Genomic DNA, 16,729 nt, shown 5'->3' on the forward strand with positions numbered 1-16,729 from the left:
ATGCATATAAATACTACTACTAACTCCAAAATGAATACTTTTAAGTTGATAAAATTTTATGAACTTAAAAGTATTTGTTTTTTCTCATAAAATTTTGTCTTTAAATAGCCTAATAAATGACTTTGTAATTTAGTTTTTTCAGTCTTTGCTTCAATGATTCAATGTTTCTTATAGTAATTTTGATTAACAATGTTTATTTTAGCAATCTCTGTGTCTTCTCAAAATCTTGTTTCAATGAATAATTTTTATCTAACAATGTTTCTTATAGCAATTTTTCAGTAATTTTGTTTAATTCAGTTTTTTCAAGCAATTTTTAGTGTCATCATTTATTATGATTTAAATGCACTTGCAAGTTTTACTAACATCCCGTCTGTCAAACTTACATTATCTATATTGAAAATAGCGTGCCAAAAATGATAAAGTAGCCTTTTTTATACTCAAATAGCTTATTATCAATATCTAATACTATTTTAGATTCTTTGCTTCAATATCCCTAAAATCTCTATTTTGTGTATACGCTACACGATTAACCTGTATAATATTCTCATTTTACACGGCTCATTTTCAGTTTTCTCTTGCACGAAAAAGAAGCAGTATCAAAATTCTCACTAAACAAGATAATTGATATTATTCTATTTCTTCAGTTCTTAATACCATCGTCTTACCGCCCTCTTAACTTTCCTTATTTGTCGATTTATTTCCCTCAAAAATCCATTTTATTCTTCATTTTTAGCTATTCATTATCAACTGTTTATATAGCCTTTCTATAGCAATCTTCCAAGATTCGTATAAGCTTCCTATAAGCTCTCTATAAGCTAAGCATACCCATTTTACCCTTCATCTTTCACCTTTTACCTAACTCACCTCCTTCGAACTTCTTCGTTATCTTCCGGAAGTCCAAATCCATTTCTGATATCTCAAAGTTTTTCTCATATTTTCTAAGTCTCTCTGAGATTCTTCAAGTCTAAAATTTAAAAATCTTCTTGCTTTTCAGGAAAAAATCAGTATCTTTGTAAAAAAAATAATAGAATTATGAACATTGCAGTATGAACATAGAATCCAAATATCCAGTTTATAACCGACCGATAGTACGGGAAACTATAAAATAGTTTAAGACATAATGAACACCTTACTTTTTACTTCTGAAGAAATCAACCTCAACCCTCGTGCATATTGGGGAGAGCTTTTGCAAATAACTTTTGTAAATAAGGAGCAATATTTTTCTATAAGCAAATTGGCTTATGAGGAAGAACTCTATTTTGAATACAATGAGCAAACTCATTATATTTATGCCTTGTGCCAAGATGTAGTTTTTAATTTGAAAGCCAATGTCTTGCATATTCATATCACAAAGAAGCTAAAAGGTAATTGCCCTTTCAGTACTATTACAATACAATTACCTTCTTTTTCTGTTGATTTAGAAGAAGTGTTGCAAGAATTAAAAAAGAAAGTCCGATAATTCTTTTATCGGACTTCTTCATTAACCAACCAAAACTTTAAATTATGAAAACTATTATTTGAAGTTTACAATGAGCTACCACCCTCATTGCGATGCAAAGGTACGAATAAAACAGTACCTGTCAAGTGTATTTTTAAGTTTAACAAAAGTTTAATATAAAAGGGGCTTATAGAGCCCCTTTTTAGCGTAATTTTAATACTTACGACACTTATTCTTTAAGATTTTATTTACCATTTTTATTTGGCATTACGCGCTTCAATCCACTTGCGAGCATTGATAAATGCCTCTAACCAAGGACTAACTGCTGTTTTTTCACTCGGATAGTATGCCCATTGCCAAGGAAAAACTGAACGCTCTATGTGAGGCATCGTTACCAAATGGCGCCCTGTTTTGTCGCATAACATAGCCGTGTTGTAATCAGAGCCGTTAGGGTTGGCAGGGTACTCCTGATAAGCGTATTTACCTACGATATTGTACTGATTTTCTGCCAATGGCAAGTGGAATTTCCCTTCGCCGTGTGATATCCATACCCCTAAAGTACTACCGGCAAGGGTGGAGAGCATCACCGAGTTGTTCTCTGGAATAGTTACTGATACAAAACCACTTTCGTGCTTGCCACTATCATTATGCCACATCTTGCCGTGCTCAGTGTGCTCAGGATTGATGACTTCTAATTCCATAAACAACTGACAGCCATTGCAGATACCTACTGAAAGGGTATCGGGGCGAGCAAAGAAGTTATCCAATGCTTTTTTAGCCTGCTCGTTGTAGAGCAAAGCCCCTGCCCAACCTTTGGCACTGCCTAACACATCCGAGTTAGAGAAACCGCCTACAGCTCCTATAAATTGTACATCTTCTAAGGTTTCGCGTCCGCTGATAAGGTCGGTGGTATGCACGTCTTTCACATCAAAGCCTGCCAAGTAAAGGGCATTTGCCATTTCGCGCTCGGAGTTGCTACCCTTTTCGCGTATCACTGCGGCTGTAGGGCGTTTGCCTGCGGGGCGTACGGGTTTTTCACCCGTGAAATGCGCTGGGAAAGTGTATTGTAAAGGCTGTTCGGAGTAGTTTTGATAACGCTCGGTCGCCTTGTTGTTTTGCGTTTGTTGTTTGTCTAACAGGTAAGAAGTGAGGTACCACACATCGCGCAATTCGTGGATGTTGAAATGGTACGATTTTCCGAAATGGTGAATAGTAAGTTCTTGTGAAGTAGTTACTTCGCCTATATTAGCCCATTCTAAGAAGTTTTCTTCTAAAGTAGCTTCAATGCTGCTATCGGCTTGAATTACTACCCCTGCGTTTTCGGCAAAGAGGGTTTTGATAAGGTCTTCATCGGCTGAGAGTCCGCTCAAATCGATGGTAGCTCCTAAGTCGTTTTCGGCAAAGCACATCTCTAAAAGCGTTGTGATAAGTCCGCCACTACCAATGTCGTGCCCTGCTTGTATTTTACCTTCTTTTATGAGTGATTGAACAACATTGAAAGCTGTTTTAAAACCTTCGGCATCTGTTACGGTAGGGGCTTTATCGCCTATTTTGTTTAATACTTGGGCAAAAGCCGAACCTCCTAATTCAAAATGAGCACCCGAGAAGTTGATATAATAAATGTTGCCTCCATTGCGTTTGAGTACAGGTTCAACTACTTTTTGCACGTCAGTACAATGGGCAGCCGCCGAAATAATCACCGTACCTGGGGCAATCACATCACCTCCTTCGGGGTATTTTTGTTTCATTGATAGGGAATCTTTACCGGTAGGGATATTGATACCCAATTCAATCGCAAAATCAGAAGCCGCTTCTACAGCTTCGTACAAACGCGCATCTTCTCCTTTATTACGGCACGCCCACATCCAGTTGGCGGATAGCGATACACTTTGTAAGCCGTCTTCCAGTGGCGCCCAAACAATGTTAGTCAGTGCTTCGGCAATAGCATTGCGGCTGCCTGCGGTAGGGTTGATGAGTGCTGTAAGAGGCGAATGACCTATGCTGGTAGCGATTCCTTCTTTACCATTGTAGTCCAAAGCCATCACCCCTACGTTGTTCAAGGGGAGTTGTAGTGCGCCTGCACATTGCTGTTTGGCGACTTTGCCCCCTACACAACGGTCTACCTTGTTAGTAAGCCAGTCTTTACAAGCCACACTTTCTAATTGTAGCACCTGTGTTAAATAGTTCTGTAACTGACTTGCATAGTAGTGTAGCTCTTCGTAGTTAGTAATTACTGTTTCATCGGTCATTACGGTTTTTGGTGAACTACCAAAGAGCGCGCTAAGGTCTAAATCCATTGGGCGGGTACCTTTCTTTGCAGAGGCAATGCTGAAATGCTTGTCATCGGTAACTACGCCCACCTCGTACATAGGCGCACGCTCGCGGTCGGCAATGGTTTTTAGTTTGGCAATAGCCGAATTGGGCAATACCAATCCCATACGCTCTTGAGATTCATTACCTATAATTTCCTTATCCGATAGGGTAGGGTCGCCTACGGGCAGTTTGTCTAAGTCGATTTTACCACCGGTTTCTTCTATGAGTTCTGAAAGGCAGTTGAGGTGTCCGCCAGCCCCGTGGTCGTGTATAGAAACGATAGGATTCTCGTCCGATTCTACCATTGCGCGAATTGCATTGGCAGCGCGTTTTTGCATTTCGGGGTTAGAACGCTGTACTGCATTGAGCTCGATACCTGCGCCAAAAGCGCCAGTATTGGCAGATGATACCGCAGCACCTCCCATACCTATGCGGTAGTTTTCACCGCCTAAGATAACTATTTTGTCACCTTCTTGTGGGGTGTGCTTTATGGCTTGTGAGGCTTTGGCATAACCTACGCCTCCTGCTTGCATAATCACTTTGTCGAAGCCTAATTTGCGTCCGCCCTCTTCGTGTTCAAAGGTGAAAAGTGAACCCGTAATGAGTGGTTGACCGAATTTATTACCGAAATCGGTGGCTCCGTTAGAGGCTTTGATGAGGATATCCATTGGTGTTTGGTAGAGCCATTGGCGTTCTGCCATTCCTTTTTCCCAAGGGCGGTCTTCTTCTAATCGGGGGTAAGCCGTCATATATACCGCCGTACCTGCCAAAGGCAAAGAACCTTGTCCGCCCGCCAAGCGGTCGCGTATTTCACCTCCCGAACCTGTAGCCGCCCCGTTGAAAGGCTCTACCGTAGTGGGGAAGTTGTGGGTTTCGGCTTTGAGTGAGAGTACAGCCTCAAAAGGTTTTACCTCGTAGAAATCGGGTTTATCGGCACTTTTTGGTGCAAACTGGTCGACGGTAGTCCCTCTGATGAAAGCCACATTGTCCTTATAAGCCGAAACAATGCTATTAGGGTGTTCTTGTGATGTCTTTTTAATGAGTTTGAAGAGAGTAGAAGGTTTTTCCTCACCGTCGATAACAAAAGTACCATTGAAGATTTTGTGTCGGCAGTGTTCGGAGTTGATTTGCGAGAAGCCAAACACTTCCGAGTCGGTGAGTTTGCGCCCCAGTTGTTGAGAGAGATTTTGCAAATAGGCAACTTCTTCGGCGCTTAGCGCAAGTCCTTCTTGCTGGTTATATGCCTCGATATCATCGATTTCGAGTGTTGTTTGCGGTTGAATGTCGATAGTAAAACTATCTTGAGTAAGACCGTTGTATCGCTCAAAGAGCATAGGGTCAAAAGACGTATTGGGGTCGGTTACCTCGTGAAACTCCTCAATGCGGGTAATCCCGTGAATGTCCATATTTTGGGTAATTTCCACCGCATTGGTACTCCAAGGGGTAATCATTGCCGCACGGGGTCCGATGAAAGTACCGTTAAGGGTAGGGGAGGGGAGTTGCTGGGCATTGCCAAACAGCCATTTCAGTTTGTTGAGGTCGGTCTCAGTAAGGGCAACTTTGGTAGCTACCACATAGATAGTTTTTTTTTGGTTTTTAAAGAAAAGAAGCATTATTATCCAATTAACGATTAGCAATTAACAATTAATAATTCAGTTATTGAGTAGTATTTTTCAAAAAGTTAGGTAGCATTAGTAAGAAAGGTATGCTGTTATTATAATTCAGTTTTTCGTAAAAGAACCCTAACAGAGCTATATTCTTGTAGTAAGTTTCACGCTGTTCCCAATAATTGATTTCAGAGGGTATAAACCAAGCATTTTTACCTATTTTTTCAGCTAAGAACCATTTTTCGAGTAAGCGTGCTGTACGCCCGTTACCATCGTCAAAAGGGTGTATCTTTACTAAAAATAAGTGCAATAATGAGGCATAGAAGAACGTTTCCTGTACAGATAATGTTCGTTTTATGAGCTCTTCTAAGAAATTACAAAAAGCGTCAAACTCACTTTTCACTTCTTCCTTAGCGCAGGCTTCATAGATAACGATTCCTTTTGCCACATCGCGTATAATCATATCCGAAGTACGCACTTTTCCTTGTGAACTGGCGGTTAGCAAATTCTTTGTAATAATTTTATGTGCTTTCAGTAAGTTAGCAACAGTAAGGGGAGAGTTCTGAGCAAAAGTGTAGGCAGCAAACACATCGTTAGGTTTCTCAACTAAGTTTTTTTGATAAATTACTCCATTTAATTTATGTTTCAAATAGCTATCGATGTCTAATACTTCTCCTTCAATTTTCGAAGAAGCCATAGAAGAAACAGCCGTATAGAACTGAAAACTCTCCTTTGTAAGAGGTATTTCTTTTATTTTTGAGAGAAATAGAGGAATGTTTACCTCTATCTTTTTTTTGTAGAGCTCAAATAATTTATCTGTGATACTAATTGCTTCAGAGACTTTCATAGTTATTCATTCTTTCCCTTTATCCGCTACTTTATCATATAATAATAGAGGTTTCTTTTTCAGTGCTTTGCGTTGCGTTGGTGCTGTTGTTGCAAGCTACCATCACCATTGCTAAAAGAGCTACCATACCTAGTTTTTTCATAGGTATTTTTTCTAAGATGAAACTTGCGACAAAGATACAAAATAATTATGAATAATATATTAAAAACTTTCTAATTAAAAGAATAAATTATTTTTATAGCAGAAGTACTCATTATACACCTCTAAGAACCCAGATTTGTACCACTGTTCTTCATCTTTTGTTCGTTGTTTCTTCGTCTTTTCTTCGTCTTTTGTTCGTTGTTTGTTCGTTGTTTGTTCGTCTTAGCTTCGAATAACATTTGATTATAAATCTATTACAGCTGAGCTACCTACTGCTTTCGCCATAGATTATTTCTATAATAGAACTTGCTCCAAAGGTATGAAACAAATTGTAATTAGCAACAAATAAAGCTTTCGTTTTTATTTATGACTCTGGAAATATTCATACACTTTCTTACCTCTAAAGCCTGCTACTTGGGTAAGCTCCTCTAAAGTAGCTTCTCTTATGCGTTTTACCGATTTAAAATGTTGTAAGAGTACTTCTTTAGTCTTTTCTCCTATACCCTCTACGCCATCAAGCTCCGATACAATAGCCGATTTACTCCGTTTTTGCCGGTGGAATGTAATTCCAAAACGGTGAGCTTCATCACGTAACTGCTGTATCACTCGCAAGGTTTCCGAACGCTTGTCTAAATACAATGGAATACTATCCTCAGGGAAATATATTTCTTCCAAACGCTTCGCAATACCTATAATAGCTATCTTTCCGCGCAGTTCTAATTGTTCTAAGGCTTTTAATGCCGAAGACAATTGTCCTTTTCCGCCGTCTATTACAATCAGTTGTGGCAGAGGTTGTTCCTCGTCCAACAATCTTCGATAACGTCTATACACGGCTTCTTCCATCGAGGCAAAATCGTTAGGCCCTTCTACGGTTTTCACGTTAAAATGGCGATAGTCTTTTTTGCTCGGCTTCGCATTCTTAAATACTACACACGCCGATACGGGGTTCGTACCCTGAATATTCGAGTTGTCAAAGCACTCTATATGTACCGGTGGGACACAGAGGTGCAAGTCGCGTTGCATCTGGGTGAGAATACGGTTCGTATGGCGTTCGGGGTCTACTATTTTCTCCTGTTTGAATCTATCTTGACGGAAGTGTTTGGCATTGCGCATCGATAGGTCTAAGAGTTGTTTTTTCTCACCTGCCTTAGGAATGGTCGCTTGTAATCCTTCTGAAAGAGTAACCTCAAAAGGCACAATAATCTCTTTGGAATTAGAGAAGAAACGTTCACGAATATCAATAATAGCGTATTCCAAGAGCTCCCTATCGGTTTCTTCCAATTTCTTTTTAATCTCCAAAGTATGAGCTCTCACAATCGCTCCGTAGGCTACTTGTAGGAAATTTACATAACCGTACTCTTCGTCCGAAACGATAGAAAATACATCTACATTGCTAATTTTACTACTTACGATGGTCGATTTTGCCTGATAGTTCTCTAAACTCTGTATCTTTTGCTTAATGAGTTCTGCTTCTTCAAACCGCATTTCCGAAGCCAGTGCCATCATCTCCTCCCTAAACTGATGCAATGCATTTTTGAAATTCCCTTTAAGGATTTCTACAATCTGCTGAATATTCTGGTTGTAATCTGCTTCGTTTTGGTATCCTTCACAAGGCCCTTTACAATTTTTCAGATGATATTCCAAGCACACTTTAAATTTTTGGTTAGCGATGTTTTGCGGAGATAAATCGTAATTACAATTGCGCAAAGCGAAGAGCTCTTTTATCAAATCTAAAAGTGTGTGTACGGTTTTCATACTGGTATAAGGGCCAAAGTACAGCGAACCGTCTTTTACTACTCTACGCGTAGAGAATACGCGTGGAAATCGTTCTTTCTTCACACATATCCACGGATAGCTCTTGTCGTCTTTTAAGAGAATGTTATAGCGCGGTTGGTATTTCTTGATAAGGTTGTTTTCGAGTAGTAATGCATCACTCTCGGTAGCTACAACTATGTGTTCTATACGCACAATTTTCCTCACTAAAATACGTGTTTTGGCATTGTCGTGTTCCTTTTGAAAATAAGAAGAAACGCGCTTTTTCAAATTGACGGCTTTCCCTACATAAATAAGCGTGTCCGTAGCATCGTAAAACTGATAGACACCAGGGTTAGTAGGTAAGGTTTGCAATTGAATTTCGATAGAAGGAAACATAAACAATTAGTAATTAATAACTGATAATTAATAATTAAAAAGAGGTTGTCCTTACGGGCAACCTCTTTTTATGTGTAACAAAAGGGTTAGAGAAACAACTATTTTACTAAGTTGATTTCAACACGACGGTTGAGCTCTCTACCTTTCTTAGTTTTGTTAGAAGCGATTGGTTTATCAGGACCGAAACCTTTTGCAGTCAAACGACCTTCATCGATACCTTTTTCAATCAAATAAGCTTTAACAGAGTAAGCTCTATCTTCTGATAATTTTTGGTTCTTATCTCTCTTACCACTGATATCAGTGTAACCCTCAATAGAGAATTTAGCGTTCTTGTATTGGTTCAATACGTCAACGATTTGGTTCAATACAGTTGCTGATTGAGGTTTGATAGTAGCTTTGTTTACGTCAAACAAGATAGTGCGTGCAAAGTCGTTCAATTTCTTTTGAACTTCTTGAGTTACTTCAGGGCAACCATTGTTAGAAGCAGGTCCAGGTACATCTACGCATTCGTCGTCTTTGTCAAGTACACCATCGCCATCAGTATCAGGCCAAGGGCAACCGTTGTTTTCTTTAGGACCAGCTACGTCTTTACATTGGTCTACGTTATCTGGCACACCATCACCATCGGTATCAGGGCAACCGTTAAATTCAGCTGGACCAGCTTCATCTGGACAAGCATCATCTTTATCAGCGATACCATCATTGTCTCTGTCTGGGCAACCTTTCAATTCTGGTTTACCAGCTTCATCAGGACAAGCGTCGTCTTTATCAGCTATACCGTCATTATCACGGTCTGGGCAACCTTTCAATTCTGGTTTACCTGGTTCATCTGGACAAAGGTCATCTTTGTCAGCTACACCATCTTTATCGCGGTCTTTTTTACCAAATTTAATGGTAATACCGGCAGCGTGTTGGAAGTAGTCCACTTCTGAATCAGATTGGAAAGTAGGGTGGTAAGCTGTCTGCAAGTTAATACCGATGTTTTCAGTAAACCAAAAGTTCACACCACCACCACCTAAGGCGCGGAATTTACCTTCGTTGTCAATAGCGGCATAACCACCACCTACTTGTAAGAATGGGTCAAACCATTTTACTTTCTCTTTGTTCCAAAGAGATTTAAAGTGGTATTGCAACGCTAAGTCTGCAGACCAGAAAGATAAATCTACTTTGTTATCAAGATCTTTGTTATAACCGAATCCTTTTTCGATTTTGTTTAAAGAACCTGATAATTCAGCAGAAAAACCAGCTCCGATATATCTACCTACTGAAAGACGAGAAACTGCTGGAAGGATATTGATATCGCTTGGCCCTCCCCAGTCTTTCATTAAGTCCCCGAATGCATCAGGGGTACGAATATCAACGGAGTTCACTCCAAATCCTATTTGCCAAGGACTGTCTTCATCTTGTGCTTGAACTGCTACCGAAAAAGCAGCAGCCAAAGCAAATAAAGTTACTTTGATTTTCTTCATACTTAAAAAATGAATTTTGATTACTATTTTAATTTTGGTGCAAATATAAGTATTATTTTAATACAAAATCATTTTAGAGATATTTTTTTATTAATTTTAACATTTCTTATTCTTTTTAATCTCTCCAAAATAGTGGTTTTTTAACCTTTATATATTTGCTTATTTTCTTCGTATACACTTTAAAATGAAATACTTATTTATTAGTTATAACCATTTTACCAAAGCGAAATCTTGGCGGTGTGGCAATAAATTATTTTTTGGGAAAATTCTTATTGCTAAGTGCAAAGCACCTGGATATTCTGAGGCAATTTCCAATTGATAGGTAGCTTTGTTGCCTTCTTGAGCCACTACTGTAAACTCACTTGTCGAGAGTACTTTAAACTTATCGTCTTTATGTTGGGCTACTACCAATTCTACTCCTACGTCTTCAGGACGTAATTCTCCTAATTCTAAGGTAATTTCACCTTTGTATATCTTGCCAATAGAAATGAGTTGCTCATTGCGATTAGGCACTTTAAAGCTCACTACCTTTATGTTATCCCATTCTTGAGTTACTTTGCGTTTCCAGTTCGAAAGTTCAATAGCGATTGCAAAGTGATTGTCTTTAATCTTGGTTACGCGCTCAGTCATTGGGTAATAGTATTGCTTTTCGTAATCAGTGAGCATACGAGTAGTGGTAAAGTTTACCGCTACTTTGGCAATCGTATTCTTGATGAGTGCACACCAGCGTGATGAGATACCATCTTTATTCTTATCATAGAATATAGGAGCTATCTCGTCTTCAATAATGTTGTAAATCGTCTCTGCATCCATTTCGTCTTGATACTGCTGGTTTTCGTAGGAGCGTTCCATAGGGAGAGCCCAACCGGCATCTTCCCGATAACCTTCTACCCACCAACCATCAAGTACGCTGAAGTGCATTACTCCGTTCATTGCAGCTTTTTCACCACTGGTTCCTGAGGCTTCTAGCGGACGTGTAGGGGTGTTCATCCATACATCTACCCCTTGTACCATATGGCGCGCGAGCTCCATATCGTAGTTAGGAACGAATAATATCTTGCCTAAGAACTGTGGTAATTTCGAAATTTCCACAATATTCTTAATCAAATCCTGTCCTGCTTTATCAGCAGGGTGGGCTTTACCGGCAAAGATGAACTGTACAGGACGCTCAGGATTGTTCACTATTTTATCCAAACGCTCTATATTGGTAAAGAGCAAATGAGCGCGTTTATAGGTTGCAAAACGACGCGCAAAACCAATGGTAAGGATATCTTCGCGTAAGTTCTCTTTGATTTCCACTAACTGACGTGGAGAGAAATAAGGGGTGTTCTTCTCTAAACGTAGCTTTTGTTCTACACGGCGCAAGAGCTTAGAACGAAGAGCCGTTTTGATTTCCCACACGCGTTGGTCAGATACCTTATAGATGCCCTCAAAACTCTTAGGGTCGTAGTGGTGTGTTTTGTAGTCTTTGCCAAACACCTCGTTTTCTACTTCTTTCCACAAGCCAGCTGTCCACGTAGGTTGGTGTACCCCATTGGTTACATAGCTGATGTGAAGTTCTTCAGGCATATAACCTGGCCACAAGTCTTTGAGGATTTCTTTACTTACCTCACCGTGTAACCAGCTCACACCGTTTACTTCTTGCGAAAGGTTTGCTGCAAGGTTACTCATCGAGAATTTCTCGTGTGGGTTTTGCAAGTTTATTTTACCCAAAGCGAGTATTTGTTCCCAATTCACGTGCAATATATCGGCGTAATTTCCTAAATAAGCGCGTAATAAGCCTTCTTCAAAAGCATCGTGACCTGCGGGTACTGGGGTGTGAGTAGTAAAGAGCGATGAAGCGCGCACCACTTCCATCGCTTCCGAGAAAGTAAGGTTCTCGTTTTGTATATACTCGCTGAGGCGTTCCAACCCTATAAAGGCAGCGTGCCCTTCGTTGCAGTGGTAAATATCACTGTCGATACCTAGCTTGCGCAACATCTTAATACCTCCCAAACCTAATAACATTTCTTGTTTAAGACGGTTTTCCCAGTCGCCTCCATATAAGTGGTGGGTGATAGAACGGTCGTCTTCGCGGTTGTTCTCAAAGTCGGTGTCGAGAAGATAAAGCTCTATACGACCTACATCCACACGCCATACACGTGCATATAGGGTTCTACCTGGTAAATCTATTGATATAATCAACCATTTTCCACTCTCATCTGTTACAGGCGTTACAGGTATCTTCGAGAAATCTTGTGCTTCGTAGTCGGCTTCTTGGTTACCTGCTGAAGATAGTTTTTGAGTGAAATAACCATAGCGGTATAACAAACCTACCCCAGTGATTTTGGTTGCCTTGTCGCTGGCTTCTTTTAGGTAATCGCCTGCCAAGATACCCAAACCTCCTGAATAAATCTTCAAGGAAGAATGTAAGCCGTATTCCATACTAAAATAAGAGATAGACGGACTTACCATCTCCGATTTCTTAGCCATATAGGCTTGGAAATCGCCATATACTTTCGAAAGATTGCGCATAAATACCGCATCTTGCTCCAATTCTTTATAACGAGTAAGTGAGATGCTGTCTAGCAATGCAATAGGGTTCTTACGCACTTCTATCCATTGGGCTTTATCGATGTATTTAAAAACTTCGTAAGCCTCGTCATTCCAGCACCACCAAAGGTTTTTAGCGAGTTCTTCGAGCGGTTGCAAGGCTTCGGGAATTGCACGGTGGATAATCACACTGCGCCAGTTAGGCGTGTTCACCACCTTCGATTTCTCTAAATATGCCACTCCATCAGTTTCTACCGGAGGCAGACTCTCCACCCTGTCCTCTATATTTTCAAGAGTGAGTTCATAGCATTTTATGTAGTATTGTACTAAATTCTTCCACAGAGCGATTTCTGATACTTTCCCTGCTGTTTCGCGAAGCTCTTGGAAGTCTTGTTCTTTCCTGTCTAATAAATTCTGAATATTCTTAGCAATTGCGCCTACTACTTCACCGTAGTTGCTATCAGTGCGCGGTACTACTTCTATGGCTTTTTGTTTTTCGGGGTAATAATCGTTCACCCACTTGCCAAAGCCTGCCAAAGTAGTGGTAATGGTAGGCACTTTAAAAGCTAAACTTTCAAGCGGTGTATAGCCCCAAGGCTCGTAGTACGATGGGAAAGCGGTGCCGTCTAACCCGATGAGCAAGTCGTAATAAGAAAGGTTGAACACCCCGTCGTTGCCATTGAGATAACTTGGACAGAAAATCACTTTTACCTTATCTTCCTTCCTATTGAAGAGCTGTTGCTCATAAATACGAGTCATTATCGCATCGTGATACACATCAGGGAGAATATGGGTAAGGTGCTTTTGTTCGTTTTCGGTAGTTTGCTGAGGGTTGTGCAAATTGTTTAGCAATCCTTGGTTAGCCGCATCGTGAGCTGTAGGAATTAAGATGTAAGCCAAAAGCTCTTTCTTGTTATTAGAATTCCTATTCAGTGCTCCCAAGGCATCAATAAAGGCATCGATACCCTTGTTGCGGAACTCATATCTACCGCTGATAGCTACAATTTTGGTATCCTTGCTAATAGGTTGGGTTACCAAAGCCTGTGCCACGCTGATAAGACGCTGTTTAGCTTCTGTGCGCTTCTTTTCAAAATCTTTTTCAGCTGGTACTATGGCGTCGTTGAAGCCATTAGGCGTGATGATATCAGTTTTTCTACTGAGGAAGTGCAACGCTTCTTGGGCAGTAATTTCGCTTACCGTAGTGAAGCAATCGGCTACTTTGGTAGTTTCTTTTTCGAGGAAGTGTTTGTGTTGTACCCCAAACCGATAGGCCATTTCTTCGGGTTTGTAGTTCTTCATATCGTTGTAGAGCGGATAACCATTGCCGGCAATCGCACGACCTACTACGGTAGCGTGAGTAGTGAATACCGAACCTATTTTAGGCATTTCTTCTTCCAAATAGAGTAGCGCACTACCGGTCATCCATTCGTGGAAATGGCAAATCACGTTTTCGCGTGAAGCAGTGTTGAACTTCACAAAGCTCTCAATCACCTTCCCTACTGCATAACCAAAAAGCACCGACTCTACGTAATCCCACGGACTATTGTAAGAATCGAGCTTGTAGTTATCCCAATAATAACGCAAAATCTCGTTTTTGGCACTTACATAATGAGAAAAATCTACCAGAATTACTATGGGGCTGCCTTCTATATTCCAATTCCCCACACGCACGCGCAAGCCCTCAGAAGTAGCTTTAGCACGCCACGATTTGAAGAGTTCGGGATTTTCTACAAATTCTTTATTTTCGTTGTGTTGCCAAATATCGGGACCAATCAGAATGTATTTCCTTCTGAATTGTTTCGCAATACTCGGAGCTTTTGTGGTAATCACTGTGTGAATACCTCCTACTTTGTTACATACTTCCCAACTGGTTTCAAACACATAGTCAGGATTAATTTTCTTTGTATTACTCATTATATTTAGTGTTTAGTCGTTAGTTGTCAATTTTTAGATGTTTTATGTATCATTAGTTTCAAACAATACCATTTTTCAATCGCTTTCCCCTCATTTCAGTTCCCCCTTATAATATTATCTTCTTCATCTGTTATTTGTCATTCGTCAATCGTCACTCGTCCCTATTCCCCCTCTCCTTGGGAGAGGGACGGGGTGAGGATTCTCTTTCTTTCGTCTCGAAACCCCGTTTTTAACATTTTTAGCACTGTTGTATTGTATTATGAGTCAATTACTTATATACCCTTTCTATACCAATCGTCCAAGATTCGTATAAGCTTCCTATAAGCTCCCTATAAGCTAAGTACACCCTTCCAATACCCTTTTTTCATCAAAAATCCTCTCACACCACTTCTGAAATCCTCCGTTATCTTTCGCTCTCCCGACTCTTCTGCTGTCCACCGTACTACGGTTACTTATACGGCTCGTACTGTCGTCGTACTACGACTTATTTGTCAAAATAATGCCCTAATAATCGAGAAACAAGTACTGTTTTCTCATCTTCAAAAACTTCATACACTACTCTATCCTTTTTACTTAACTCTCTGCTCCAAATCTCATTATTAGGGAAATGTTTTAATTTCTCAGCAGAAGCAAAACCATTACTATCCATAGGATTAATTGCTATTTCTGCAAAAATCCTCTCTAAGCGTTTCTTTACAGAGGGTAGCCCATTTTTCTTTATCTCTTTTAGTTGTTTAAAAGCCTCTTGAGTTAATTCGATTGTATAAGTTGAGCTTGAGCTTTCTTCAGTTTCAGTTAAAGATTTTCCCATATATCAAACGGGTTTATTTGGGTAGTTTTACCCGCTTTATATTCCGCTCTTGCTTCTCTTACAAGATTTTCTAAGTTGGTAATATTTTCTTCTTTATCCTGATAGTTAGCTGAGGCATATTCATTGTTTTCTTCTAAATCAGTCGCATTATGAAACCTCTCTTTAAGCTTTTTTGAAATCCACAACTTATAACCAGCAGACTCTTCGGCACTCATCGTCTCGAGTGCCTCCATAAGCTTCTGTTTATCTTGAGTGTCTATGTCTTTTTCTTCTAAGATTGTATTCATATTTTTATCATTTAAAAAGACTGCTTTTATACCAAACAAAAAAAGTACCTTTACAAGCAACGTTGCAAAGGTACAAAGTTTTTTTGATTATAATACTATTTTTAGAAAAATAAATTTTAGCTAAGAGATATAAAACAAATCTTTTAATCTCCAAAACGTATCCCTATAGAAAAAGGATACTCGTTTACAGGATTGTTGCGGAAAAGAGGAGCAAGGCTATATCGAGCGTAAAGCACACAACTTTTATATCCTAAATGCGCCGAAAGTCCATATACCCAAGGGCTGATATTTAAGTCCTCTCTTATAACATTTTTATGAATAGAACCATCGTCATATCTTATTTTCTGACTGTTGCCTATAGATACCCCTACATAACCCCCAAAACCTACTCTGAAACTGTCGTGAACAGGGTAAATGGTCACTCCGTTCTTAGTTTTAGGAGGTGTAAAATCAAATTCGAAGTCCACAGGCACGATGAGGTAATTGGTACGCAATTTCGATTTGTTAAGTTTATTAGCAGTATACTCCACCGATTTTGTTACGCCGTTTTCTCTTACAAAGTACTCGCTCTCTTTGAATTTGAGTCCGTCGTGCATCCAGGCAATTCCATAGTTGATATGCAACAAATTGTTCGTTTTAAGCAAGCGAAACCCTGATGTAAAACCCAATTCAAACGATTTAGAACCTAAGGGTTTAAAACGATTATCACCAAAACCATTGCTACTGTTTAGGTTGTGAAACCCTATTGCCATATAAAGCCCTATTTCGTCTAAGGCACGATTGGTATTCACTTTTTTCTCTTCCTTCTTGCGGAAAATATTTTCTAATTCTTCCATTGCGCGCTTATACGCATCCGATTTAGCTGTGGTAACCGTATTGGTTTGGGTTTCTGTGGAGGCTGATGTCGCTCCTTCACGTATGAGTTTCGCTAAATGTTCGGCTTCAGCAGCTGTCTTTTCTTTGATATTCTTCTCGGTAGTAGCCGTGAGCTCTTCTTTCATCTGCTGACTCAGTTCTTCACTGATTTTCTTCTCTTTAAGCAACTGATTTACGGCTGAAAGTTTCTTTTTGAGTGTTTCTTTTTCTGCAAAAACAATAGAGTCTATCGTGTATTTCGATTTTTTGATAGCTTCTTTGGAATGGTCTTGTGCGAAGGTGACGCTTGTCGCCAACAAGCAAATCACCCATAAAAAGTGTAATGTTCTCATTTTGATATTTA

Annotated in this window: 9 protein-coding genes; 1 reads left to right on the forward strand and 8 read right to left on the reverse strand. The window is 39.7% G+C overall.

Annotated features, from left to right (window positions below; genetic code table 11):
• Window positions 1-1,120 precede the first annotated feature (1,120 nt).
• Window positions 1,121-1,459 carry a transcriptional regulator gene (locus ACSQ7D_RS05070; RefSeq protein ID WP_437135595.1) on the forward strand — a complete coding sequence of 113 codons (339 nt, stop codon included), beginning with the start codon at window positions 1,121-1,123 and terminating at the stop codon, window positions 1,457-1,459.
• Window positions 1,460-1,695: 236 nt separating this feature from the next.
• On the opposite strand, the gene purL is transcribed toward ACSQ7D_RS05070, so the two are convergent.
• The 8 genes from purL to ACSQ7D_RS05110 all read right to left on the reverse strand — a co-directional run bounded on the left by purL (window position 1,696) and on the right by ACSQ7D_RS05110 (window position 16,718).
• Window positions 1,696-5,364, reverse strand: coding sequence for a phosphoribosylformylglycinamidine synthase (purL, locus tag ACSQ7D_RS05075; protein ID WP_437135596.1), 3,669 nt, complete (start codon window positions 5,362-5,364; stop codon window positions 1,696-1,698).
• Window positions 5,365-5,407: 43 nt separating this feature from the next.
• Window positions 5,408-6,205, reverse strand: a complete 798-nt coding sequence (locus tag ACSQ7D_RS05080) for a Fic family protein (RefSeq protein ID WP_009422679.1) — start codon at window positions 6,203-6,205, stop codon at window positions 5,408-5,410.
• A 501-nt stretch (window positions 6,206-6,706) separates the two neighbouring features.
• Window positions 6,707-8,497 carry an excinuclease ABC subunit UvrC gene (gene uvrC / locus ACSQ7D_RS05085; protein WP_437135597.1) on the reverse strand — a complete coding sequence of 597 codons (1,791 nt, stop codon included), beginning with the start codon at window positions 8,495-8,497 and terminating at the stop codon, window positions 6,707-6,709.
• A 98-nt stretch (window positions 8,498-8,595) separates the two neighbouring features.
• On the reverse strand, window positions 8,596-9,966 hold the full coding sequence (locus tag ACSQ7D_RS05090) for an OmpA family protein (RefSeq protein WP_437135598.1): 1,371 nt from the start codon (window positions 9,964-9,966) through the stop codon (window positions 8,596-8,598).
• A 204-nt stretch (window positions 9,967-10,170) separates the two neighbouring features.
• A complete protein-coding gene (glgP, locus tag ACSQ7D_RS05095; protein WP_437135599.1) occupies window positions 10,171-14,412 on the reverse strand; it encodes an alpha-glucan family phosphorylase in 4,242 nt (1,413 codons plus the stop codon).
• Window positions 14,413-14,896: 484 nt separating this feature from the next.
• On the reverse strand, window positions 14,897-15,223 hold the full coding sequence (locus tag ACSQ7D_RS05100; protein WP_437135600.1) for a plasmid encoded toxin Txe: 327 nt from the start codon (window positions 15,221-15,223) through the stop codon (window positions 14,897-14,899).
• Window positions 15,208-15,510 (reverse strand): hypothetical protein, encoded by a 303-nt coding sequence (locus ACSQ7D_RS05105; protein ID WP_016478597.1) that lies wholly within the window; start codon window positions 15,508-15,510, stop codon window positions 15,208-15,210. The genes ACSQ7D_RS05100 and ACSQ7D_RS05105 overlap by 16 nt, the downstream gene beginning before the upstream one ends.
• 143 nt (window positions 15,511-15,653) lie before the next feature.
• A complete protein-coding gene (locus tag ACSQ7D_RS05110; RefSeq protein ID WP_053581648.1) occupies window positions 15,654-16,718 on the reverse strand; it encodes a hypothetical protein in 1,065 nt (354 codons plus the stop codon).
• Window positions 16,719-16,729: the final 11 nt, after the last annotated feature.

This window comes from Capnocytophaga sp. G1920 (genome assembly GCF_051417515.1).